This is a genomic window from Actinoallomurus purpureus (assembly GCF_024055795.1).
GTDB lineage: Bacteria > Actinomycetota > Actinomycetes > Streptosporangiales > Streptosporangiaceae > Actinoallomurus > Actinoallomurus purpureus.
Genome location: NZ_JAMXMY010000022.1, coordinates 25,264 through 46,243 on the forward strand (window position 1 = coordinate 25,264; position 20,980 = coordinate 46,243).

Below are 20,980 nucleotides of genomic sequence, written 5' to 3' on the forward strand. Positions count from 1 at the left end.
TTCGAACGCCCCGGACCGGCGCGGCCGGAGGATGCGGACGTCTAAGGAACACGATTATCCACTCGACAAATGATCCGGCATCGCCGCACAGTAGACGCATGCGCATCGCGTTAACGGGGATCGGAATCATCGGCGCGGGTCTGTTCATCGACTGGATCGCGGGGGCGTACGGTGCTGTGACGTTCGCCTTCTTCGGGTTGTGGGCCCTGCTGCTGACCTTGTCGGCCGCGTTCGCCCAGGGATCGCCGCTCACACCGGACGAGGCCCTGGCCGACGAGCCCGCCGAGGGCGGGGACCGCGTCACCGACGGGTCGTAGCCGGGGGGCGTCCCGGCGCTGATCTCCGCCGGGACGGTCAGACGCAGCCGGGGAACGGTCAGGCGCAGCCGGGGAACGGTCAGGCGTGTAGTCCGGGGAGGACCTCGGCGGCGACCGCCTCCAAGACCTGCTCCGAACCCGCGAAGACACCCTCGCGCCGCGGCCAGGGAGCCACGACATCGGTGAACCCGAGCTCTCCGGCCCGGCCGAGGAAGTCCCGGTAGGTCTCCACGGACGACAGGGAGAACACCGGCGCCGCGTCGGCCTGCACGAACCTGCGGACCGCGCCGCGCTCCCGTCCGGCCTCTTCCAGCGCCTCGTCGAACCGGGCGGCGGCCTCGGCCACACTCGCCCACCACGCATCGAGATCGTCGCTGGCGGCCCCCGTGGTGATCCAGCCCTGCCCGAAACGGGCGGCGACCCGCATCGCCTTCGGACCGTTGGCGGCCACCACGAACGGCGGCCGGGGCCGCCGCACCGGACCGGGCGCGCTGCGCGCGTCCACAGCCTCGTAGAACTCGCCGGTGAGGGTGACCTTCCCCGCGGTCAGCAGCGCGTCGAGGAACTCCACGAACTCCGCGAACCTCCGGGAGCGGCTCGCCACCCTGCCATCCGCGCCGAAGACCGTCGAGTCGTAGTCACCGGCGCTACCCGCCCCGACCCCCAGCGTGAACCGGCCTTCGGACACGTCGTCCAGCGTGAGGATCTCGCGCACGAACGGCACCGGATGCCGGAAGTTCGGCGAGGCCACCAGCATGCCCAGCTCGATCCGGTCGGTCGCCCGCGCCGCCAGCGCCAGCGTCGGCACCGACCCGAACCACGGACCGTCCACGAGTGACCGCCAGCCCAGGTGGTCGAACGTCCACGCGTGGTCGAACCCGTACTCCTCGGCCCGCCGCCACTTCGGCTCGGCCTCCGACCAGCGGTACTCCGGAAGAATGACGATTCCCGCCCTCATCTGCACTCCTTCGGTAGCGCGGAGATTCAGCCGCCCCGCCGCGTTGATCCGAACGATATGACGAGGTAGTCGTCCAGAGGCTGGTAGCCGATGCGCCGGTGGATCGTGTTGCTCCCCGGGTTGGCCAGGTCGGCGAAGACCACGACCTCCTCCGCCCCGGCATCGACGGCCGCCTGGCTCACCGCGGCGGTCGCGGCGGCACCGTATCCGTGGCGCCGGTGCTCCGACGGGGTGTAGACGGGCGCGATCCGCACCATCCCGGCGACCATCCGGGTCCGCCCCGCGAGGGCCACCGGTATCCCGTCCCGCTCCCAGATGGTGAGGCCGCCGTAGGCGATCCGGTCGTCGACCGCGGCGTCGTGGTCGCCGGGACGTTCGCGGATCTCCCGCTCGGCGTCGTAGTACCAGCCGAGGAGCAGGTCGCGGTCGGCGGGCCGCGCGAGACGCGCCCGACCAGGCGTGTCCGGAGGCTCGACCTTCTCCAGCCGGTACAGCCGCCGGCGCTCCCAGATCCTGAAGTCGACGCCGGTCGCGATCCGCCATTCGGCGGCGAACGCCTCGGCGAGCTCGTGACGCCCGGTGACCCCCGGCGGTCTCCGCCCGTCCGCCGCCAAGGTCTCCGCGAGCTCCGCGACGGCCTGCCCCGGCATCACGCTGAGGAGCAGCGGAAAGGGCGGCGTGTGCACGAACGCCCCGGCCACGCAGCCGGAGGCGGTCGACCAAGTCCCCATCACCGCGGGCGCGTCCCCGTACGCCGCCGGCCCCCGTACCCGCAACGCCTCGACCACGGTGATCAGCACGGTGTTCTCGATCGGCCGAGACCGCAGGAAGCCCCCAGCAGTCACGTCATATTCGGCAATATCTCCCGTAATAGCCCACCCCACGCGCCCATACTGCCCAGTATTCGCAGGAGCAGTCACAGAAGGGCCAAGATCGTGATCAAGCCTTCACGATGATCGTCGGCATACGGTGCGCATAGTGAGGCTGTCGCCTAACTCCGAACCAGGCCGCTCAGGCGGGCCAGTGTGCCCTGGGCTGTCACGCCAGGAGGGATTTAAAAACCCTGGCGAAGGCGTCCTCGACCCGGTGCGGGCATCGGTCGGCCGACGCGGACGTGTGTACCCGGCGGAGGGCGGCGCGCAGAACGCTCGGCAACAAACCGGCAGCGGCCCGGTTCACCCGGATTTGCCGTTGGCGAGGCGGGCCCCGCGTGGCCTTCACCGAGCGCTCTGCCCGCCCTCGGCTCAGTTCGTCGGCCCCCCGTTCCAGCACGGTGACCGGCCGACCCACCCGGCGGAGCCCGACCGACGCCGCGAACCCGCCGACCCCTCCGGATGTCGCCCCGGCCGCCACCGTGCAGAACTCTCGGAGAACACCCCTACGGCGAGCCGAATTGCCCCACTGCGTCCCATTAACGGGATGACCCGCGCGGCGTTCGCCGAGCTTTCAGCACACCGAACCGCGCCGGCGGCAGCCCGATTCGCAGCCTTTGCGCGCCGGCTCGCTGGATCGCCATGGCCTTGAGCAATCAAGATCGCGAGTAGTGCGACAGCCTCTAGTGGCACAGCGCACACCAACGATCACGGAATCCGCCTCAGACGCCGAGATCAGAGACCGCTCTCAGTCATCTGGTCCCGCACCGCTACGACACCGAGAAGCACTGCGACCTCGACGCACGCTCCGCCCTGATTGGTGCTTCGACTGCTCTTACGCCACGGTCGACTCATCACATGACCTCCATGATCTTCTTGATCATGTCCCGTGACGAGCTCTCAGGCAATGCCAGATGACCTTGGGCGACTGGTGAGGGTGCTCGAAGTGGTCCTGCTGCCGGTAGATGGCGAGCGCACCGAACCCGTAGACGTTCTTCTTGCACTTAATGCTCATCGTCTTGCCATAGCAGACGAATTGTCCCTTGACGCCGTCACCTCCGAGGCAGGTCACGAAGCCGCCATTGGACAGGTAGGCCTTACCCTCCGCCGCATAATTGTTGTACCCACTTAGCGTTCGCCTGGGTGGTGAGGTCGCCGGCCGAGACGCGCTGCACCGAGGCGTGCCGCGGCACGGTCGGCTGCGCCAAGGCGGGCTGCGCCGCGGCCGTCGTCAACCCCGCGGCCAGTGCAAGGGTGCCGAGTGCAGTGATTTTGGAGCGCACGACGTTCTCCTCCTTTGATACAGGGACCGGCAGATTCCGCGGATTGCGATGATCTGCGGCTGTCGCCCTTATCCAAGTGAGCGAGCATCGGGCCGAACAGTGCCGCCAGGCTCAACCCTCACCGGCCCGGGTAGGCCCGTGGACCCATCGGTTGTGACGGCGTCCGTCGGGAAGTTCTCGAAGCATGCGACTCAGCGGGGCACGGGTGCTGATCACCGGCGCGTCCTCCGGCATCGGGGCGGCCACGGCGCGGGAGATGGCGCGGGCCGGTGCCCGGCTCGTCCTGGCGGGGCGTGACCGGCGGCGGCTCGACGCCGTGGCGGCCGAGACCGGGGGGCTGGCCCTGCCGGGCGATCTGACCACCGACGCCGCCGGGCTGGCCTCCGACGCCGGGCCGGTCGACGTGCTGGTGAACAACGCCGGGACGGGGTGGGCGGGGCCGCTGGCGCGGATGCCGGGCGAGGCCATCGAGCGGCTGGTCGCGGTGAACCTCACCGCGCCGATCCTGTTGACCCGCCTGCTCCTGCCCGGCATGGTCGAGCGCGGAGGAGGTCACCTGGTGTTCGTCGCCTCCATCGCAGGCGCGGTCGGCGTACGGGACGAGGCGGTGTACTCCGCGACCAAGGCCGGGTTGATCGTCTTCGCCGAGGGGCTGCGCCACGAGCTGCGGGAGGTCAGGGTGTCGGTCGTGCTGCCCGGCGTCGTCGACACGCCGTTCTTCGAGCGGCGCGGCACGCCGTACGCCCGCCGGCGGCCCCGCCCGGTTCCGCCGGAGCGGGTCGCGCGGGCGGTCGTGTCCGCGGTCGAGCGAGACCGCGCGGAGTGCTACGTGCCGGGCTGGCTCCGGGTGCCGTCCCGGTTCCGTGGCGCGGCGCCGGGCGTCTTCCGCGCTCTCAGCGGACGGTTCGGCTGAGCGGGTTACCAACCCTGGGCGGACGGTCGAGCTCGGCGGGCCCGTGATCTTGCCGGGGTTCCCCGGGCAGGGGGCGACCTGATAGGCCAGAGGCATGCTGAGACCCGCCACCGCCCTCCGTCGCCTCGCCGTCTCCCTCGCGGCGCTGCTGGCCGTCACCGCCGTCTCCCCGGCGGCGCAGGCGCGTACGGAACCGAAGGCCCCCAAGGAGTTCGTCGCGCTGAGCGACGTCGACCCGACGATCATCCAGGAGATGCGCTACTACACGGTCCACAATTTCGTGGGCCGGCGCATCGACGGATACCGCCAGCCGATCTGCATCCTGACCAGCACAGCCGCCCGGGCCCTGCACAAGGTCCAGCAGAGGCTCGTGCGCCAGGGCTACTCGCTGAAGGTGTACGACTGCTACCGCCCGCAGCGCGCCGTGAACCACTTCGTACGGTGGGCGGAGGACCCGAAGGCCACCGCGATGAAGGCCGAGTTCTACCCGCGCGTCGACAAGTCGCGGCTGTTCGCCGACGGTTACATCGCCGAGAAGTCGGGGCACAGCCGGGGCAGCACGATGGACCTGACGGTCGTCAAGCTGCCCGCGCGGCCGACGGCGCCGTACCGGCCGGGGCAGCGTCTGGTCCCCTGCTACGCGTCGCAGGCGAAGCGGTTCCCCGACAACTCGATCGACATGGGCACCGGCTTCGACTGCTTCGACACGCTCGCCCACACCCTCGACCCGCGGATCAAGGGCAAGCAGCACGCGAACCGGCTTCTACTGAAGAAGGCCATGGAGTCGGCCGGGTTCGTCAACCTCGCCGAGGAGTGGTGGCACTTCACCTACAAGCCCGAGCCGTTCCCGAACACCTACTTCAACTTCCTCGTCTCGCGCGGTTCCCTCGCCGGGCGGCACTGAGCGGCGCCGGTCAGACGGCGCAGCGCAGCGGACCACCGTTGTAGTCCATCGCGTCGGTGAAGGCGGCGATCAGGTCGAGGTCGCCGCCTTCGGCGTCCGCGTACGCCCGGTGCAGGTTGAGGACGATGCGTTCGCGGTCCGGCCACCCGGCGAACGGGCCCAGATCGCACTCTCGCGCCGCCTGCAGGGGCGTGAGCCCCTTCGCCCGGCCTCGCCGCGCGGTGTCGAGGATGAGGCGGTAGTACGCCTCGTGCGCCGCGAGAACCGGTGCGAGATCACCGGTGACGATCGCGCCGTGGCCGGGCACGACGGTACGGGCACCGAAGCCGGCCAGCCAGTCCAGTGAGCGCAGTGCCCCCTCGACGGACCCCATGAACACCAGGGGCGTCACCTCGTGGAAGATCAGGTCGCCGGTGAACAGCACCTGCTCCTCGGGCAGCCAGGCGACGACGTCGCCGGCGGTGTGGGCGGGGTGACCGGGGTGGCGCAGTTCGATCCGCCGGTCGCCGGTGAAGAGCGTGAGCTCGTCGTCCAGGACGACGGTCGGCGGCCTGACCTGCGAGATGCCCCAGTCGGGCGACGGCGACCAGATCGGCGGGGTGGCCTTGAGGATGAAGTCCGCCAGCAGTTCCTCGCGGGTCACCCGGTGTCCGACCACGACGGCCGACTCCGGGAGCAGCGCGTTGCCGTAGGCGTGGTCACCGTGAAAATGGGTGTTGACCGCCATCCGCACCCGGTCCCCGCCGGTCGCCGCGTCGACGGCGGCGAGGAACCGGCGGGTGCGCTCCGCCGTCGCGCACGTGTCGATGAGGATCACGCCGCCGGAGCCGTGCACGGCCCCGGCGTTGTTGATCCACCAGGAACCGTCCGGCTGCACCCAAGCGTGCACGCCGGCCGCCACCTCGGTGAGTCGTGACCCGCTACCGCCGGCCGTCATGATGCTTCGCTCCGCATTCGGCGATCCTAAGGGCCTCAGGCGATCCGGCGGTCGCGGCCCGCCACGAGGCCGGCCCCGAGTTGCAGCAGCATGAGCACGGCCATGAGCGAGAGCGGCGCCCGCCAGCCGCCGCTGTGCTGGTAGAGCGCCCCGACCAGGACGGGCACGGGGATCGAGAGAAGGTAGCCGGTGCTCTGGACGAACGCGGACAGCCTCGTCACCGTCGCGCCGTCCCGGCCGCGCATCCCGATCATCGTCAGGGCCAGGGGGAAGGAGCAGTTGGACAGACCGAGCAGCACGGCCCACAGCCAGGGTGCGGTGGCCGGCGCGGCCCACAGCCCGGCGTACCCTGCCAGGCCGCACACGGCCAGCGCGGCCGCCAGCCCGCTCTGGTTCCCCAGGCGGCCCGCGACGGCGGACAGCGCGAAGGACAGGGGCACGCCGAGCAGGGACGTGACGGCGAACAGCAGGCCGGCCATCTCGGCCGACAGCCCCGCGTCGCGGAACATCTGCGGCAGCCAGCCGATGATGACGTACGCGGCGCCGGCCTGCAGGCCGAAGAACACCGCGAGCGCCCACGCGGTGGCGTTCCGGGTGATGCGCGCGCCGGGCGCGGGCTCCGGCGATCCCTGCGCGGCGGGCTCCACGCCCGGCGTACGGGCGGCCGGTGCGCGGCGCCGGCCGAGAGCGATCCAGGCCGGGATCGCGGCGGCGGCGAGGACCGCCCAGGAGCCCAGGCCGGCGCGCCACTCCCCGCCGAACGCCCGGGCCAGCGGAACGGTGATGGCGGCGGCGGTCGAGGCGCCGACGTTGAGTGCCATGGAGTACAGGCCGGTCATCGCGCCGACCCGGTCCGGGAAGCGCTGCTTGACCACGACCGGCAGCAGGACGTTGGTGACCGCGATCCCAGCGAGCGCGACGGCGCTCAACGCGACGAACACGAGGGCGTCCGGCGCGAAGGGCCGTACGGCCAGGCCCGCCGCCATGACGACGGTGCCGATGGCGATGACGCCGCCGGCTCCGTGGCGGCGGGCGAACCGGGGTGCGGCGAACCCGACGAGCGCGAAGCACAGGGCCGGCAGCGAGGTGAGCAGCCCGGCGACGGTGGCGCTCATCCCGAGGGCGCCGCGCACCTCTTCGAGCACCGGACCGACGCTCGTGACGGCGGGGCGCAGGTTGAGCGCGGCGAGGACCAGGGCGACGGCCGCCAGCCGTCGCGTGGGGAAGGGCGGTCGGGAGAGGTCGCGGGGCGGTTCTGCACAGTGCGGACGAACCGCCTCATCATTGGCCATAGGGCCAATCGTAGAATGATGGGATGAATCTCGGACCAGTCCCCCGTCGGGCCGCCCTGTCCGACCAGGTGATCGCCCGGCTGCGGCAGCAGATCACCTCAGGCGCCTGGCCGGTCGGCTCGCGCATCCCCACCGAGCCGGAGCTGGCCGAGCGGCTCGGCGTCGCCCGCAACACCGTGCGCGAGGCCGTACGGGCGCTCGCCCACAACGGGATGCTGGACATCCGCCAGGGCTCCGGAACCTATGTCGTCGCGACGAGCGAGCTGGCCGGGGTGATGCAGCGCCGCTTCGCCGCCGCCGACCGGCGCGACGTGACCGAGGTACGCGGCGCGCTCGAGGCGGCGGCGGCGGGGCTGGCGGCCGAGCGGCGCACGGAGGAGGACCTGCGACGGCTCGACGCGCTCCTGGAACGCCGCGAGAAGGCCTGGGCCTCCGGCGACCGGGACCTCTTCGTGGACGCGGACGCGGCCTTCCACCTGTCTGTGGTCGCCGCCTCCCACAACGAGGTCATGGCCGAGTTGTACGCGGACCTCGGGCAGGTAATCCGCGACTCGCTCCGGGAGCACTTCGGCGCCGAGCTGTCCCCCGAGGAGTACATGGACCACGCCCGGCTGCTCGACGCCATCCGCGCCCGAGACGCGGACACGGCCGCCGCCGAGGCCGCCTCCCACACCGGCTGCCGCTTCGGCCACTGACCGCCCGGCCGATCACCCGCGCGGGCGCGTCCGCGCTCGCGAAGTCGGCGGCGATGTGCGCGAGCCGGGACCGTTGCCGGTCTGATCGAAGACATGTACAGTCCTCGGCAGCTGAACGACGCGAGGAGGTGAGCCCGATGACGACGACCGGTCCTTTCCGGGCGCTCTTCGCCGTCGCGGCCGTCTGACCCGCACCGAGGAGTGTCCGTCCGTAACACACTCCTCAGTGAAGGAACAATGACAGTCACGCCTTTCCAGATCTCCGTATCCGACGACGTCCTCGACGACCTGCGCACGCGTCTCGCGCGTACTCGCTTCACGACGGCGTCCGACCCCACCTCCTGGGCGGCCGGTACCGATCCCGGTTACCTTCGCGAGCTCGTCGCGTACTGGGCGAACGAGTTCGACTGGCGGGCCGCCGAGGCGGCGCTGAACGCCTTCCCCCACTACGTCGCCGAGGTCGCCGGCCGCCGGGTGCATTTCGCGCACATACGCGGTGTGCGCCCGGAAGGTGCGCCCGCGCCGCTGCCGCTGGTCCTGACGCACGGCTGGCCGGGCAGCTTCATGGAGATGCTGCCCGTCGCTCAGAGCCTCACCGACCCGGCGAGTCACGGCGGCGACCCCGCCGACGCCTTCGACGTCGTCATCCCCTCGCTGCCCGGTTTCCTGTTCTCCGAGCTGCCGGACGGTCCCTTCACCCGCCGAGGCGTCGCCGAGATCTGGCACGCGCTGATGACCGAGACCCTCGGCTACCGGCGGTTCGGGGCCTTCGGCGGGGACATCGGGGGCGGCGTCACCCAGTGGCTCGGCGCGCTCTTCCCCGACCAGGTCGCGGGCGTCCACGTGACATCGGCGGTCGTCACGACCGACTTCGCCGACCGGCCTGCGACCGCCGAGGAGCAGGCGTTCCTCGACGGCCTGGACGCGTACGACGAGAAGGACGGCGGGTACAGCGAGATCATGCTGACCCGGCCGGACACGATCGCGGCCGCCCTGATGGACTCCCCCGCCGGGCTCGCCGCCTGGATCGTCGACAAGTACCGCGACTGGAGCGACTGCGACGGTGACGTGGAGAAGCGCTGGGACAAGGACACTCTGTGCACGGTCGCGACCCTGTACTGGGCGACCGGCACCATCGGGTCGTCCTTCCGGCAGTACTACGACTATCCGCGGAACCGGCCGGTCCCCAGGATCACCGTCCCCGGAGCGGTCACCCTGAGCAACGAACCCGCGCTGCGGACCCTGCCCAAGAGCCTCGCCGAACGGGTCTACGCGGACCTGCGCCACTGGCACCGGCCGGAGCGCGGCGGGCACTTCATGGCGCATGAGGAACCCGAGCAGGTCGTCACCGACCTGCGCGCGTTCTTCCGCCCGCTGAGGACCGCGCCCTGACATCCGGGGCCCTCGCCCACGCTCGCTGACCGCGGGCGGACAGGGCCGCACCTCATCCCCGGCGGCCGCGGCCGCCGGGGATGAGGTCGCACGCCACGATCCCGGGCCGGGTCGCCGGGTCGAGCGGCGAGGCGGTCCGTTCGCCGTCGGCCCGCGCCCGATCCATCAGCTCATTCGGCGGCCTGCGCCCCCACCAGGACGTCTCCCGCCGTGGTGCGGTAATAGAGCACGGACCGTCCGGCGCGCCGCCGCAGGACGAGCCGGGCGTCGAGCAGGACCTTCAGGTGACGGCCGACCGAACCCAGGCCCTGGCCGGTCAGGGCGACCAGTTGGGTGGTGCTCTTGGGCGTGTTCAGGAGCATGAGGACCCTCGCCCGTGCGGGACCCAGCAGCCCGCCGAGCGCGCCGGGCACCGGGGCGGGATCCGGCTCGGCCAGGACGCCGGAACACGGATAGACCACGGCGTACCGGTCGTCCTCCCAGCACACCCAGCCCACACGAAAGGTGACCGGAACGAACAGCAGTCTCGCCCCGGACAGGTCACGGGGCGGATAGTCGTACGGGTTGACCTGGAGCCGGCCCTCCCCCAGCCAGCGCATCCCCGGGCGCATCGCGTCCAGCGCGGCGGCCCATCCGCCCTGGCTCAGCTGCCCGGTCCGCGCGACGACGTCGGCCTCGATGATCCGCCGGCGGCGGTCCCAATCCGGCCGTACCGCTTCCGTCCACAGCCACTCCAGCAGGTCGGCGAGGCGGCCGGCGAGGTCGCCTCGGCGCAGCCGGGGTGGGACCGGGCCGCCCAGCCCGACCTCCAGATCCGCGCGGGCCCGATCCGCCGGCGTCTCGCGGATCCGGGCCAGCTCCTCCTGGAAGGTGAGGTCCGCCGCACCGGACGGCGTGGAGGTGGCGAAGTCGGCGATCCAGCGCGGCCGCAGCGCGGCCCGTACCAGGAGCGCGGTGACGGGATCGCCGGCCAGTCGCGCACGGTAGGCGGGCAGGTGGGCGTCGAGCCATTCCCGCTCACCGGGGTTGGCGGCCGCTCCCTTCTCCAGGGCGCCCAGGCACGCGCTCGTCTCGGCCAGGGCCGAGACGACGAACCGGCTCTCCGCCAGCGTGTCGGTGCTGATCCGCCACCAGCCCATGTTTCGCCTCCCCGCGAAACATTAACGGCTTCGTCCTCCCGGTCAGAACACTCACGATCATGCCCACCACCTATCGAGACCTCTTCCGCACGCCCGAATTCGGCCCGTTGTTCGCGACCGCGTCGACGCAGATCGCGGCCTCCACCGTGAGCGGGCTGGCTCTGGGGATGCTCGTCTACACGGCCACCCGCTCACCGCTGCTGGCCGCCCTCAGCATGTTCGGCCCGTCTCTCGCCCAGGTGGTCGGGGCGACGACGCTGTTGTCGGCCGCCGACCGGCTGCCGCCGCGCGCGGCGATGACGGGTCTGGCGCTCGTCTTCGGCCTGGGCACCGCGGTGCTGGCCGTCCCCGGCCTGCCTCTGTGGGCGGTGTTCGCGGTGATCATGACGCTCGGGGTGGTCGGCTCCGTCGGCGGCGGCGTACGGTACGGGCTGCTCAGCGAGATCCTCCCTACTGAGGGCTACCTGCTCGGGCGGTCCGTCCTGAACATGTCCGTCGGCACCATGCAGATCTGCGGCTTCGCGGCGGGGGGCGTGCTCGTGACGGCCATGTCCCCGCGCGGCACGCTGCTGGCCGGCGCCGCCCTCTACCTCGCCACGGCGGCCGTCGCCCGATGCGGGCTGGCCCGCCGACCGCCGCGTGCCACCGGCCGTCCGTCGATCGCGGCGACCTGGCGGACCAACGCGCGGCTCTGGTCGGCGCCGCCCCGCCGGTACGTCTATCTCGCCCTCTGGGTGCCGAACGGCCTCATCGTCGGCTGTGAGTCCCTGTTCGTCCCGTACGCACCCCGGCATGCGGGCCTGCTCTTCGCGTTCGCGGCCGGCGGGATGCTCATCGGGGACACGGTGACCGGCCGGTTCGTCCCCGGCCGGTGGAGACGGCGGCTGGACGCCCCGCTGCGCCTGCTGCTGGCCGCGCCGTACCTGGTCTTCGCGTCGCACCCGGCACTGCCGATCGCCCTGGCCGCCGTCACGCTCGCCTCGATCGGGTACTCGGCGACCCTGCTGCTCCAGGACCGCCTGATGGCCCTGACGCCGAGGGAGATCCACGGGCAGGCGCTGGGCCTGCACTCCGCCGGCATGCTGACGCTTCAGGGCGTCGGCGCCGCCCTCGCCGGCGTGGTCGCCCAGCGTCTGTCACCGGCGACGGCGATGGCCGTGATGGCGGCGGCCTCCGTGGCGGTCACCGTCCTCCTGGCCCCCGGCCTCCGGGACGCCCCCGCCGCGGAGCAGGACCCGCCCGGAGGGGCGATCGCGGACGGCGACCCTCGCCTGGAGACGGCCGAAACCCGGCGGCAGGAAATGTCAAAGAATTCGTCAATCCCTACATAAGCTGATTAGGGGTGATTTCCACCGGGGAAGACAATCAGCGCGCCGTCCTGCGCGCCGGCCGGACCGGAATAGCGCACTTCACCAAAAAACCGGCGGCGCGCCGATCGCATGATCCCGAGGAGGTCACGTCTATGAAGCTTCCCATGGCACTTACCGTGTCGGGACTGGTCATCGCCGGTGGAGTGGCCCTCGCGGGGCCGCCGGCGAACGCGTCCACCGGCCAGGAAAAGGTCACCGTAGCACCGCGGAGTTCGGTCTACACCGAGTCCGTCGCCACCGTTACCGACCGCCCTCCGAGGTGCCGTCATTACGTGCGCGGCCACATGCGGCATTACCGCGGGAAGAACATCTTCGTCCGCGGCTACTGGATGCCGCGCGGCTGCGTCCACCACAGGTGACGCCCGCGAACCACTGACGACCCGAGATCCAGGGGGAGCCGCGGCTCCCCCTGATCCGCATGGCGGGGTTCGCCCTGGGCATGGTCGACTTCATCCGGATGTCGGAGGATGGAGCGATGAGCGGCGAAGGCGAGCAGCGGGACGGCGTGGCACTGACCAATCTGGACCAGCCCCTGTTCGAGGGCGCGGGGGCGGCAAAGCGCGACCTGGTGGACTATCTCGACGCGGTCGCCGGCCGGATCGTCCCGCACCTGCGGGGCCGGCCGCTGTCGGTGATCCGCGCGCTGCGCGGCCAGGCGCCGTTCATGCAGAAGAACCTGCCGCGCTACGCCCCCTCATGGATACCGACCGTGCGGATGTGGGCCGAGGCCTCCCATCGCGAGGTGACGTACGCCCTGTGCGAGGACCGCCGGACCCTGCTGTGGTTCGCGAACCAGCGCGCCGTCGAGTACCACCCCGCGCTCCTGAGCGGCGACCAGGTGACCCACCTCGTGCTCGACATCGATCCGCCGGACGCCGGAGCGTTCGCCCTCGCCGTCCGCGCGGCCCGGCTGGTCCGCCAGGTACTGGCGGACGCCGGCCTCACCGGGGTCGTCAAGACGAGCGGCGCCAAGGGCGTCCACGTGTTCGTCCCGGTCGACGGAGGGGTGACGACCGAAGAGGCGGCCGCCGCGACCCGGGCGGTCGCAGCACGCGCCGAACGCCTGGATCCCGCGCTGGCCACCACGGCGTTCATCCGGGAGGACCGCGGCGGCAGGGTGTTCGTCGACTCGACGCGGGCCGGCGGGGCCACCGTCGTGGCCGCCTACAGCCCTCGCGTACGGCCCGGCGTGCCCGTCTCGTTCCCCGTCGCGTGGGACGACCTGGACGAGGTGACGCCGGCGGACTTCACGATCCGCACCGCGCCACGGCTACTCGCCGACGGCGACCCCTGGACCGCGTGGATGCCCGGCCCGCAACGCCTCGACCCCGGCCTGGTCGCCGAGGGCCGTACGATCCCGGTCGCCCGGGTCCAGGCGATGCACGAGGGCAAGCGCCGCGCTCGCGCCCGCCGCGCCGGCGGATGACTCCGGGGCGGGCCGCCGGAACGCCGGACGGACGGCCTCCGGTCACTCCAGACTGCCCCTCATGAGCCATGCCGCTGATCCGTACGGTTCGCCCTCCCCCGGCGACTCGGGTACGCCACGATCCCTCGACCGTGTCCTGGCGGACGTCGCCGCCGAACGCGCGGCCCAGGACGCGATGTGGGGCGTCCAGGACCTCCCCGACGGCACCGGGGCCGAGCACACCGCCACGGCCGACGCCGCCAAGCGGGACTGCCAGGAGGCCTGGGCCGGCGCCCGGCTGACCTGGCGGCACATCCTCGCCGAGGAGTTCCACGAGGCGCTCGCCGAGACCGACCCCGCCGCCCTGCGAACCGAGCTGATCCAGACCGCCGCCGTCGCGGTGAAGTGGGTGCAGGCGCTGGACCGCCGCGAAGGAGACCTGACCCACCGGCCCGCGACCGGTCCCGGGCGCCGGGAGAAACTCGTACGCGACCGGGTGCCCGACCTCATCCGCGCCGGCGGCGGCACGCCCGAGGTACGGGTCGCCGAGGACGGCGAGTACCTCATGCTGCTGCGCGCGAAGCTGTACGAGGAGGTCGGGGAGTTCGCCGAGTCCGGCGACGCCGAGGAACTCGCCGACATCCTCGAGGTGGTCTACGCCCTCGCCGCCGCGCGCGGCGTCGAGGCCGGTGAACTCGACCGTCTCCGCGCCGCCAAAGCAGCGAACAACGGGAGATTCGAGCGACGCCGGGTCCTCGGCCGCGCCGAGACTCGGTGATCATCGAGGATTTCCCGCGCCGGCGCTCCGACCACCCTCGATGATCATGAACTGCGTGGCGTGAGGCTAACGAGCTCGGGGGCCGCGACCTGATGCGGGACGGTCGCTGGGTGGCGTCCGGCTGAGCCGTGGAACCGTCAGTCGTCGTCGCGCCGCGTTTCCTCGGCGAGTTCGTCGACCGCGACGGCGACGGCGAGGACCAGCGGGACGTCGGGGTGGTCGACCTCGATGCCGTACGTGTCGCGGATCCGGAACCACTTCCGTGAGGTCTGGGCGACGACGCCGTCGTCACCCTCGATCTGGTAGTTCTTCTCGATGAGATCGCCGGTCGCGGTCCACTCCTGGCCGTCGGCGAGCTCCACCAGCATCTTGTGCCGGAGCGGGCTGAACAGCTTCTTGTGCACCTTGGCGACCGTGTCGCCGTCGCGTTCGACGACCATCGTGTCGCGGATGCTGACCATCTTCTTCCGGATGACGGCGAGGACCTCTCCCCCGGGCCCCTTGAGCTCGAACGTCTGGCGCAGTCGCAGCGCCTTGCCGTCGACGAGGAAGGCGCGCTGCCCCGTCTCGTCCTCGATCCAGTAGTCCTCGCCAATGGCGAACATCCGCTCGCGCATCACGAACTTCACTGCGCCTCCCTCGGGATTCGTCCTCGCCGCAGGAGCGTCCCCGCCTCATCGTCGATCACACCCCCGGGCCGAAATCCCACATCATCACGATCGTCGCGAACCGGGTGGCTTTTCGGGCGACTTCGCCGCAGGATGGGGGCCGTGTCCCTTGATCACTTGACCGAGGCCGAGCAGCTCGTGTGGCAGGTGTTCCGCTCCGGGAAGTGGGCCGATCTGCGGGCCGGCGAACCCGGCGCGGACGACCTGGCAGGCGGAGCGTCGTGGGGTCCGGAGCGCACGGTCGACGCCGAGGTGATCCGGGCGCTGCTGCTCGGCGCCGCCGGTGAGGAGGCGGGGCACCATCCGGCGGTACGGCTGCGCGGGGCGCGGGTGACCGGGCGGCTCGACCTGATGGGGACGGCGGTCGCGTACGCGCTGGTGTGCGAGGGATGCCACTTCGACGAGCCGCTGCGGTTCGTGGAGGCGAGCACGAAGACGGTGCGCATCGTCGGCAGCCGGATCCCGGCCTTCAACGGCGCCCGGATGCGCCTCGACGGGATCCTCAACCTGTACGAGAGCCGGATCGACCACGGCCTGCGTCTCGACCGGGCGAAGGTCACCGGGGAGGTGCACCTGCGCGGTGCGGTCGTGGGCGCCGGCGCCGACGGTGTGGCGGTCGCGGCCGACGGCATGGCGGTGGACGGCAACGTCGAGTGCGACGACGGCTTCACCGCCGACGGCGCCGTACGGTTGCGCGGGGCCCGCCTCACCGGCTCGATGGCACTGCGCGGCGCCCGCCTGAACCACCCGGGGGGCCAGGCGTTCGACGCGAGCAACCTGACCGTCGACGGCGGGTTCTCCGCGCGGAACGTGTCGGCGACCGGCGAGTTCGGATTGCGGGACGCGCGGATCGCCGGATGGGTCAACATGGCCGGGGCCCGGCTGCGTAACCCCGGCGCGGTGGCGTTCACCGCGGGCGGCCTGACCGTCGGCGGCGGCATGTGGTGCCACCACGGGTTCACGGTCGAGGGCGAGATGCGGCTCGTCGGCGCCCGTCTCGACGGCAATCTGACCCTCGCGGGCGCTCGGCTGGACAACCCCGGCGGTACGGCCCTGAACCTGGACCGGGCCACGTTGGCCGACCTGGACGCCGCCGGGCTCACCGTGACCGGGCGGACGACCCTGGTGGCGGCCGAGATCGCCAACGGGGTCAACGCCGAGGGTGCCCGCCTGGACGACGGCACCGGCGGCATCGCGCTGGTCGCCGACGGGCTGTCGACCGGCATGCTGAACATGGACGACCTGCGGGCGCGGGGCATGCTGATGATCCGCACGGCGCGGATCGGCGGCCGGATGTCGCTCGTACGGGCCCGGCTGAGCGGGTCCCCGACCGCGTTGCGGCTGTCCCGCACCGAGATCGGCGCGGACCTGTTCTGCGGCGACATGACGGCGGAGGGCAGGGTCAAACTGACCGGCGCGCGCATCGGCCGCCAGCTCGCCCTGGACCGGGTACACCTGACCCATCCGCGCGGGGTGGCCCTCGACGCCCGCACCCTGACCGCCGGCCAGCTGACACTGAGCGGGCCGGTGGAGGGCGCCGTCGAGCTGCAGCACTCCCGCATCGGAGTGCTGCACGACGATCCCGGCAACTGGCCGGCGGCGCTGTATCTCGACGGGCTGACCTACGAGGCGCTGGAACCGCCCCTTTCCGCCGCGCAACGGCTGACCTGGCTGTCGCGCGACCCCGACGGCTGCCCACCGCAGCCGTACGAGCAGCTCGCCGCCCACTACTCCCGCATCGGCCAGCCGGCCGAGGCGCGCCGGGTGCTCTACGCCCGCGAGCTGCACCAGCGCCGCACCATGACCCGCGTCGGCCGGGTGTGGGGCTTCCTGCAGGACGCCACGGTCGGGTACGGCTACCGGTCCCGGCGTGCCGTGGCCTGGCTGGCGCTGCTGCTGGTCGTGGGCAGCGTCATCTACGGGCTCGCCCCGCCGCCGCCGCTGAAGGCCGGCGAGGCCCCGCACTTCAACCCCGTCATGTACACGCTCGACCTGCTACTGCCCATCGTCGACCTGGGGCAGCAGAGCGCCTTCAACCCGGCGGGCGCCGAGCAGTGGTTCTCCTATCTCCTCGTCGCCGCCGGCTGGGTGCTGGCGACCACCATCGCCGCCGGTATCGCCCGCGTCATCACCCGCCGCTGACGGACTCGGCGGAACATACGGGCGATATCCCTCGGGCGTGCCCGGTTCGGATGTCCTGCCGGGCGTTCTGGGCGACAATCGGGGAATGCGATGGTGGAGGTCGTCACGGCGGCGTCCCGCGGAGTCGTCCGCCGCCGAATTGGAAGCGCTCCGTTCCAGGGTCTCGGCCACCAGGTCACCGGCCGCATGGGCGGCGCTGGAAGTGGCCCGCGCCCAGGCCATGTTGCGTTCTCCGGCGGCCGGCGCCGAGAGCGGCCTGCTGAAAGTGCTGGACATCCTGTCCGGGGCCCGTAGCGTCGCGATGATCGGTGATGACCGCACGGTCGTCGGAACAACGCACGCGACCGCGGCCGAGGTATACGACCTCCTGGATCGGAACGCCGACGATCTGGACCGGAGGGTCGGCGAACTCACGATGGCCGCTCACTGGCTTCGGCACGGTGACCCCGCCGAGTACATCCGTTGTCTGAACGTCTTAGGGGATGCGTATCGCCGCCGGGTACACGACCTGCACTGGCGGAACATGGAGAAGGCACTGTCCGTGCTGCGTGCGGCCACCAGACGAGCGCGGAGACTCGAGCGATGGGATCTCTGGGCCAGGGCGAAGCTCGGCCTCGGGGTGGCCTACGGCGAACGGATCGCGGGTGACCGCAGGAGGAACCACCGCCGGGCCCTCCATGCCTTCGACGACGCCATCGCCGGATTCTCGCGACTGGGGGACGCGGAGCGGTGGGCCCAGGCCCATAGCGCACTGGCCGAGGCCCATCTCAAAGCCGAGGAGCTGTCTTCCGCCGATCTTCGAGCGGCGGTCGCCGCCTGCAGGTCCGCGTTGACCGTCTACTCCCGCGATCGGACACCCTTCGAATGGGCGGTGGCGCGGGCGATGCTCGGCAAGGCCCTCATGCTGAGCTGCGAGCCACATGATCCAGACTTCGACAGGGCGCTCCGGACGCAACAGGACGCGCTCCAGATCTTTACCGGCGGCACGACCCGTGATGAACGGTCCGCCGCGGCGGCGACGCTCATCGGACTCGCGGAGGGTCATGTCCGCAAAGTGGCCGCCGGCTTCACCGCCGAAGCGGCGCACGCCGTCGAATGCCTGTCGAGGGCATTGAAAATCAATACCGAGCTCGGGCGTCCCTTCGAGTGTCGCGCGGTCGCTGTGGAACTCGGCATGGTGCATGCGGACATCGGCGGGGATTGGAACTCGGCCACGAGCGCCTGGGAGGCGGCCCTGGAGGCCCACGAGGTGCTGCTGTCGCTGTCGCCGGACCAACAGACCAGGGAGATGGAGGCGTCCGAGGGCCAGCGGCTGGTCGGCCTGCTCGCCTACGCCCACGCCCGCGCTGGGAACCCGGAGGCGGCGGGTGTCGCTCTCGAGCGGGGCAGGGCCAGAGTCGCCCGCAACTTCGTGGAATCCGATCTCCTCTCCCCGGATCTCACCCCGGAGATGTACGCCGCGGCGATCGCGGCCGAACCGGTTGCCGGCCCCTGGCCGGCAAGTGAGTTCAGCAATCTGGTGGCCCGGCTTCGGACCGTCTTTCCCGACTTCCTGCGGCCTGCCGACGCGCAGACGCTGCTCTCCGCGGTGGCCTCTGGCCAGGCCGTCTCCTACCTCGCGGTCACGGTGCTGGGCAGCGTCTGGATCGTGCTGTCCCACGCCGAGGACCGGACCCTGGCCGATGCGATCATCGTTGATGACGTGACGTCGGAAGACCTGCGGCAGTTGCTCACGGGAGGTTATGTCCAGGCTCAGTTCTGGGCTCCCGCCGACTTCCCGAGGGCGTTGGCCGACGGCATGCGACGTCTGGAGACCCTCCTCGCCCCGTTGCGGAGGCGAATCGACGAGCTCGGGCCCGGCTCACTCATTCTCATCCCGACCGGGTACACCAATCTGCTCCCGCTCCACCTGGGTCTGGAGGCGGAGGGCCGCACGGTGTCCTATGCGCCGTCGATGACGGTCCTCACGATGGCCCGCACGAACGCGACGGTGAGCCGGAACGGACCGGCCTCCCTGGTCGCGGTGGCGGTCGCGGACAGTACACCGCCGCTCCCGCTCGCCGACGTCGAAGTCCGGCGGGCCGCGGCCCTCTTCGAGAACGTCACCGTCTTCAGCACCACACCGGCAGACGGCGACGAGGTCCTCGCGGCGGCGGAGCATGCCGACTACCTCCATTTCGCCAGCCACGGCCATGCCAACGCGAACCAGCCGCAGGCCTCCTATCTGGAGCTTCCCGGAGGCGGGCGGTTGCACGTGGCCGACATCATCCGCCGGCCGAACGAGCTCAGGGGAACCCGCGTCGCGGTCCTGTCCGCATGCCAGACCGCGCTGACGCTGGACCAGCCCGACGAACTGCTGGCGCTCCCCACCGCATTCCTCGTCGCAGGTGTCGCGGGTGTGATCGCAGCGCTGTGGGCAGTGGACGACCTGGCCACGGCACTGCTCATGGATCGCCTGTACGTCCACCTCACGACCGGGGGCCTCTCGCCCGCTCGGGCGCTTCGCCGAGCCCAACGTGATCTGGCGACGATGACCGCCCCTGACGTTCTGACCTACCTCCGCGAGCGGGAGGTTCCGGAGAACGTCACAACGACTCGGTCCGGTGCGGGAGCACCGGAACCGGACGCACGCGGCTTCAGCCCGTATCCGTTCGCCGACCCTTACTACTGGGCCGGATTCCTATACATCGGTGCCTAGAGAGTCGTCGTAGCGGAGCAACTCCGCGGTGGCGGCTTCCAGTCCGATCCGCCGCGCCTTCGCGATGATCCGGTAGATGCCCGCCAGCGCCTCGAGGGTATCGGTCTGGCCCTCGATCGCGGCCGCCTCGATGAGGTCGTCGAACAGATCGTCCACTTCCGGACCCAGCAACCCCGGGTTGCGCAGCAACAGGGCGCGCCCCTCGGCAGCCGTCCGGGACGTCACGAACTCCACGATGATGTCGGCGAGCTCGGTGACCGTCAGCATCGCACGGCTCCCCCGATCTGCGTCACCGATGACAGCGGGACGGTGACCTCACCGCTCTTGGAGCGCACGACGATCGACTGGCCCTGGAGCCGTACGAACGTGCCGCACGTGCCGCCGACCGAGGTACGGACCACCAGGGCCGGTTCCCGAGCGACCGGGCCGTACCAGGTGACCCCGACCGCTGCCACCAGAAATCCGACACAGCCGAGGGTCAGCACGATCCCGGCTCGCAGTGCCTTGGCCGCCGCCAGCGCCTCCCGATGGTCGAGCACCGCGAGGGGCGGCAGATCGGCCATCTCGGCGACCCGGGGCCGGCCGTGCGCGGCACGCAGAATCGCGAGCGCCCCCCACACACCGGTCACGAGAGCGCCGCCGAGCAGCGACCCGACGACGACCGCCCAGCCCTCCTCAAGCCCGCTGATGTCGGACCTGCCCTTGATCAACCCGAAACCCACCAGCGCCACCAGGAGCCCGCCCAGGCCCGAACGCCACGCCAGAGCGGCCTTCCGAACCCGGTCGAGCTCGCTCCGCAGCAACGCCTCCCGCGCCTGGGCACGACGCAGATCGACGAGCGTCGGCACCGGCCCGGGTGACAACTCGATCACGACGGCCCCTCGCGCAGGCCGATGGCCCAGAACGCCCCGCATCCGACGCGCGACTCGGGTCGGCCAGGATGCGGCTCGTCGCATGTGCAGACGACGGTCTCGTATCTCGGTGCCTTTTCACCGGCAGAACCGCCGCCGTACCGGAACACCCGGTCGAAGATGGGGATGCTGATCACCGCGTCACACCGCGGGCAGGGCCCGCCCAGCAGGAGGACACCGGGTTCCACCTGTTCGACGGTGAACGTCCGCGCCGCCCGCACCCCGAACTCCGCGGCGGTCACCTCCTCGTACGCGACGACCGGACCCGCGTCATCACCCATCGCTCGCCCTCCGCGCCGAACGCCC

At 71.5% G+C, this 20,980-nt stretch carries 23 protein-coding genes; 11 read left to right on the plus strand and 12 right to left on the minus strand.

The features are described from left to right. Positions 1-98: 98 nt before the first annotated feature. Positions 99-317: a hypothetical protein gene (locus NE236_RS32885; protein WP_252846120.1), complete on the plus strand. Its 219-nt coding sequence runs from the start codon at positions 99-101 to the stop codon at positions 315-317. Positions 318-396: 79 nt separating this feature from the next. Here NE236_RS32885 and NE236_RS32890 read toward each other — a convergent pair whose 3' ends face one another. The 5 genes from NE236_RS32890 to NE236_RS32905 form a co-directional block, all read right to left on the minus strand. After that, positions 397-1,275 (minus strand): LLM class flavin-dependent oxidoreductase, encoded by an 879-nt coding sequence (locus NE236_RS32890; RefSeq protein WP_252846121.1) that lies wholly within the window; start codon positions 1,273-1,275, stop codon positions 397-399. Between the two features lie 26 nt (positions 1,276-1,301). Further along, the gene (locus NE236_RS44775) at positions 1,302-2,120 is read right to left on the minus strand and encodes a GNAT family N-acetyltransferase (RefSeq protein WP_252846122.1); all 819 of its coding nucleotides are present in this window, start codon (positions 2,118-2,120) and stop codon (positions 1,302-1,304) included. Positions 2,121-2,882: 762 nt separating this feature from the next. Then, positions 2,883-3,002, minus strand: a complete 120-nt coding sequence (locus NE236_RS32900; protein ID WP_252846123.1) for a DUF397 domain-containing protein — start codon at positions 3,000-3,002, stop codon at positions 2,883-2,885. Positions 3,003-3,027: 25 nt separating this feature from the next. Continuing rightward, positions 3,028-3,162, minus strand: coding sequence for a hypothetical protein (locus NE236_RS43980; RefSeq protein WP_289851188.1), 135 nt, complete (start codon positions 3,160-3,162; stop codon positions 3,028-3,030). Between the two features lie 82 nt (positions 3,163-3,244). Next, a complete protein-coding gene (locus NE236_RS32905) occupies positions 3,245-3,430 on the minus strand; it encodes a hypothetical protein (protein WP_252846124.1) in 186 nt (61 codons plus the stop codon). Between the two features lie 184 nt (positions 3,431-3,614). Here NE236_RS32905 and NE236_RS32910 point away from each other — a divergent pair, with 184 nt between their 5' ends. Next, positions 3,615-4,343 carry an SDR family NAD(P)-dependent oxidoreductase gene (locus NE236_RS32910; RefSeq protein ID WP_252846125.1) on the plus strand — a complete coding sequence of 243 codons (729 nt, stop codon included), beginning with the start codon at positions 3,615-3,617 and terminating at the stop codon, positions 4,341-4,343. 94 nt (positions 4,344-4,437) lie between these two features. Then, the gene (locus NE236_RS32915; protein WP_252846126.1) at positions 4,438-5,247 is read left to right on the plus strand and encodes a M15 family metallopeptidase; all 810 of its coding nucleotides are present in this window, start codon (positions 4,438-4,440) and stop codon (positions 5,245-5,247) included. A gap of 10 nt (positions 5,248-5,257) precedes the next feature. Here the strand turns inward: NE236_RS32915 and NE236_RS32920 are convergent, their stop codons facing one another. Both NE236_RS32920 and NE236_RS32925 read right to left on the minus strand, forming a co-directional pair. Continuing rightward, the gene (locus NE236_RS32920; RefSeq protein ID WP_252846127.1) at positions 5,258-6,184 is read right to left on the minus strand and encodes an MBL fold metallo-hydrolase; all 927 of its coding nucleotides are present in this window, start codon (positions 6,182-6,184) and stop codon (positions 5,258-5,260) included. Positions 6,185-6,219: 35 nt separating this feature from the next. Continuing rightward, positions 6,220-7,476: a CynX/NimT family MFS transporter gene (locus tag NE236_RS32925; protein ID WP_252846128.1), complete on the minus strand. Its 1,257-nt coding sequence runs from the start codon at positions 7,474-7,476 to the stop codon at positions 6,220-6,222. Positions 7,477-7,499: 23 nt separating this feature from the next. Between NE236_RS32925 and NE236_RS32930 the strand changes: the two genes are divergently transcribed. Further along, complete coding sequence (locus NE236_RS32930) at positions 7,500-8,171, plus strand: FadR/GntR family transcriptional regulator (RefSeq protein ID WP_252846129.1); 672 nt, start codon at positions 7,500-7,502, stop codon at positions 8,169-8,171. A 237-nt stretch (positions 8,172-8,408) separates the two neighbouring features. Continuing rightward, positions 8,409-9,563, plus strand: a complete 1,155-nt coding sequence (locus tag NE236_RS32935; protein WP_252846130.1) for an epoxide hydrolase family protein — start codon at positions 8,409-8,411, stop codon at positions 9,561-9,563. A gap of 170 nt (positions 9,564-9,733) precedes the next feature. Here the strand turns inward: NE236_RS32935 and NE236_RS32940 are convergent, their stop codons facing one another. Then, positions 9,734-10,702 (minus strand): ArsR/SmtB family transcription factor, encoded by a 969-nt coding sequence (locus NE236_RS32940; protein WP_252846131.1) that lies wholly within the window; start codon positions 10,700-10,702, stop codon positions 9,734-9,736. A gap of 59 nt (positions 10,703-10,761) precedes the next feature. Here NE236_RS32940 and NE236_RS32945 point away from each other — a divergent pair, with 59 nt between their 5' ends. The 4 genes from NE236_RS32945 to NE236_RS32960 all read left to right on the plus strand — a co-directional run bounded on the left by NE236_RS32945 (position 10,762) and on the right by NE236_RS32960 (position 14,255). Continuing rightward, entirely contained in the window at positions 10,762-12,033 is a 1,272-nt protein-coding gene (locus NE236_RS32945) for an MFS transporter (RefSeq protein WP_252846132.1), read from the plus strand. 143 nt (positions 12,034-12,176) lie between these two features. Beyond that, on the plus strand, positions 12,177-12,431 hold the full coding sequence (locus NE236_RS32950) for a hypothetical protein (protein ID WP_252846133.1): 255 nt from the start codon (positions 12,177-12,179) through the stop codon (positions 12,429-12,431). A gap of 59 nt (positions 12,432-12,490) precedes the next feature. Next, on the plus strand, positions 12,491-13,498 hold the full coding sequence (locus NE236_RS32955) for a DNA polymerase domain-containing protein (RefSeq protein WP_252846134.1): 1,008 nt from the start codon (positions 12,491-12,493) through the stop codon (positions 13,496-13,498). Positions 13,499-13,559: 61 nt separating this feature from the next. Further along, a complete protein-coding gene (locus NE236_RS32960) occupies positions 13,560-14,255 on the plus strand; it encodes a nucleoside triphosphate pyrophosphohydrolase (RefSeq protein ID WP_252846135.1) in 696 nt (231 codons plus the stop codon). A 137-nt stretch (positions 14,256-14,392) separates the two neighbouring features. On the opposite strand, the gene NE236_RS32965 is transcribed toward NE236_RS32960, so the two are convergent. Beyond that, positions 14,393-14,884 carry an LURP-one-related/scramblase family protein gene (locus NE236_RS32965; RefSeq protein ID WP_252846136.1) on the minus strand — a complete coding sequence of 164 codons (492 nt, stop codon included), beginning with the start codon at positions 14,882-14,884 and terminating at the stop codon, positions 14,393-14,395. A gap of 141 nt (positions 14,885-15,025) precedes the next feature. On the opposite strand from NE236_RS32965, the gene NE236_RS32970 reads away from it, so the two are divergent. Both NE236_RS32970 and NE236_RS32975 read left to right on the plus strand, forming a co-directional pair. Further along, a complete protein-coding gene (locus tag NE236_RS32970) occupies positions 15,026-17,065 on the plus strand; it encodes a hypothetical protein (protein ID WP_252846137.1) in 2,040 nt (679 codons plus the stop codon). An 85-nt stretch (positions 17,066-17,150) separates the two neighbouring features. Further along, positions 17,151-19,763, plus strand: coding sequence for a CHAT domain-containing protein (locus tag NE236_RS32975; protein WP_252846138.1), 2,613 nt, complete (start codon positions 17,151-17,153; stop codon positions 19,761-19,763). On the opposite strand, the gene NE236_RS32980 is transcribed toward NE236_RS32975, so the two are convergent. The 3 genes from NE236_RS32980 to NE236_RS32990 are packed head-to-tail and all read right to left on the minus strand — an operon-like array spanning position 19,746 to position 20,955. Next, positions 19,746-20,030, minus strand: a complete 285-nt coding sequence (locus NE236_RS32980; protein WP_252846139.1) for a hypothetical protein — start codon at positions 20,028-20,030, stop codon at positions 19,746-19,748. The genes NE236_RS32975 and NE236_RS32980 overlap by 18 nt on opposite strands. Next, a complete protein-coding gene (locus NE236_RS32985; RefSeq protein WP_252846140.1) occupies positions 20,024-20,635 on the minus strand; it encodes a hypothetical protein in 612 nt (203 codons plus the stop codon). Before NE236_RS32985 ends, NE236_RS32980 begins: the two co-directional genes overlap by 7 nt. Beyond that, the gene (locus NE236_RS32990) at positions 20,632-20,955 is read right to left on the minus strand and encodes a hypothetical protein (RefSeq protein ID WP_252846141.1); all 324 of its coding nucleotides are present in this window, start codon (positions 20,953-20,955) and stop codon (positions 20,632-20,634) included. The genes NE236_RS32985 and NE236_RS32990 overlap by 4 nt, the downstream gene beginning before the upstream one ends. Between the last annotated feature and the right edge of the window lie 25 nt (positions 20,956-20,980).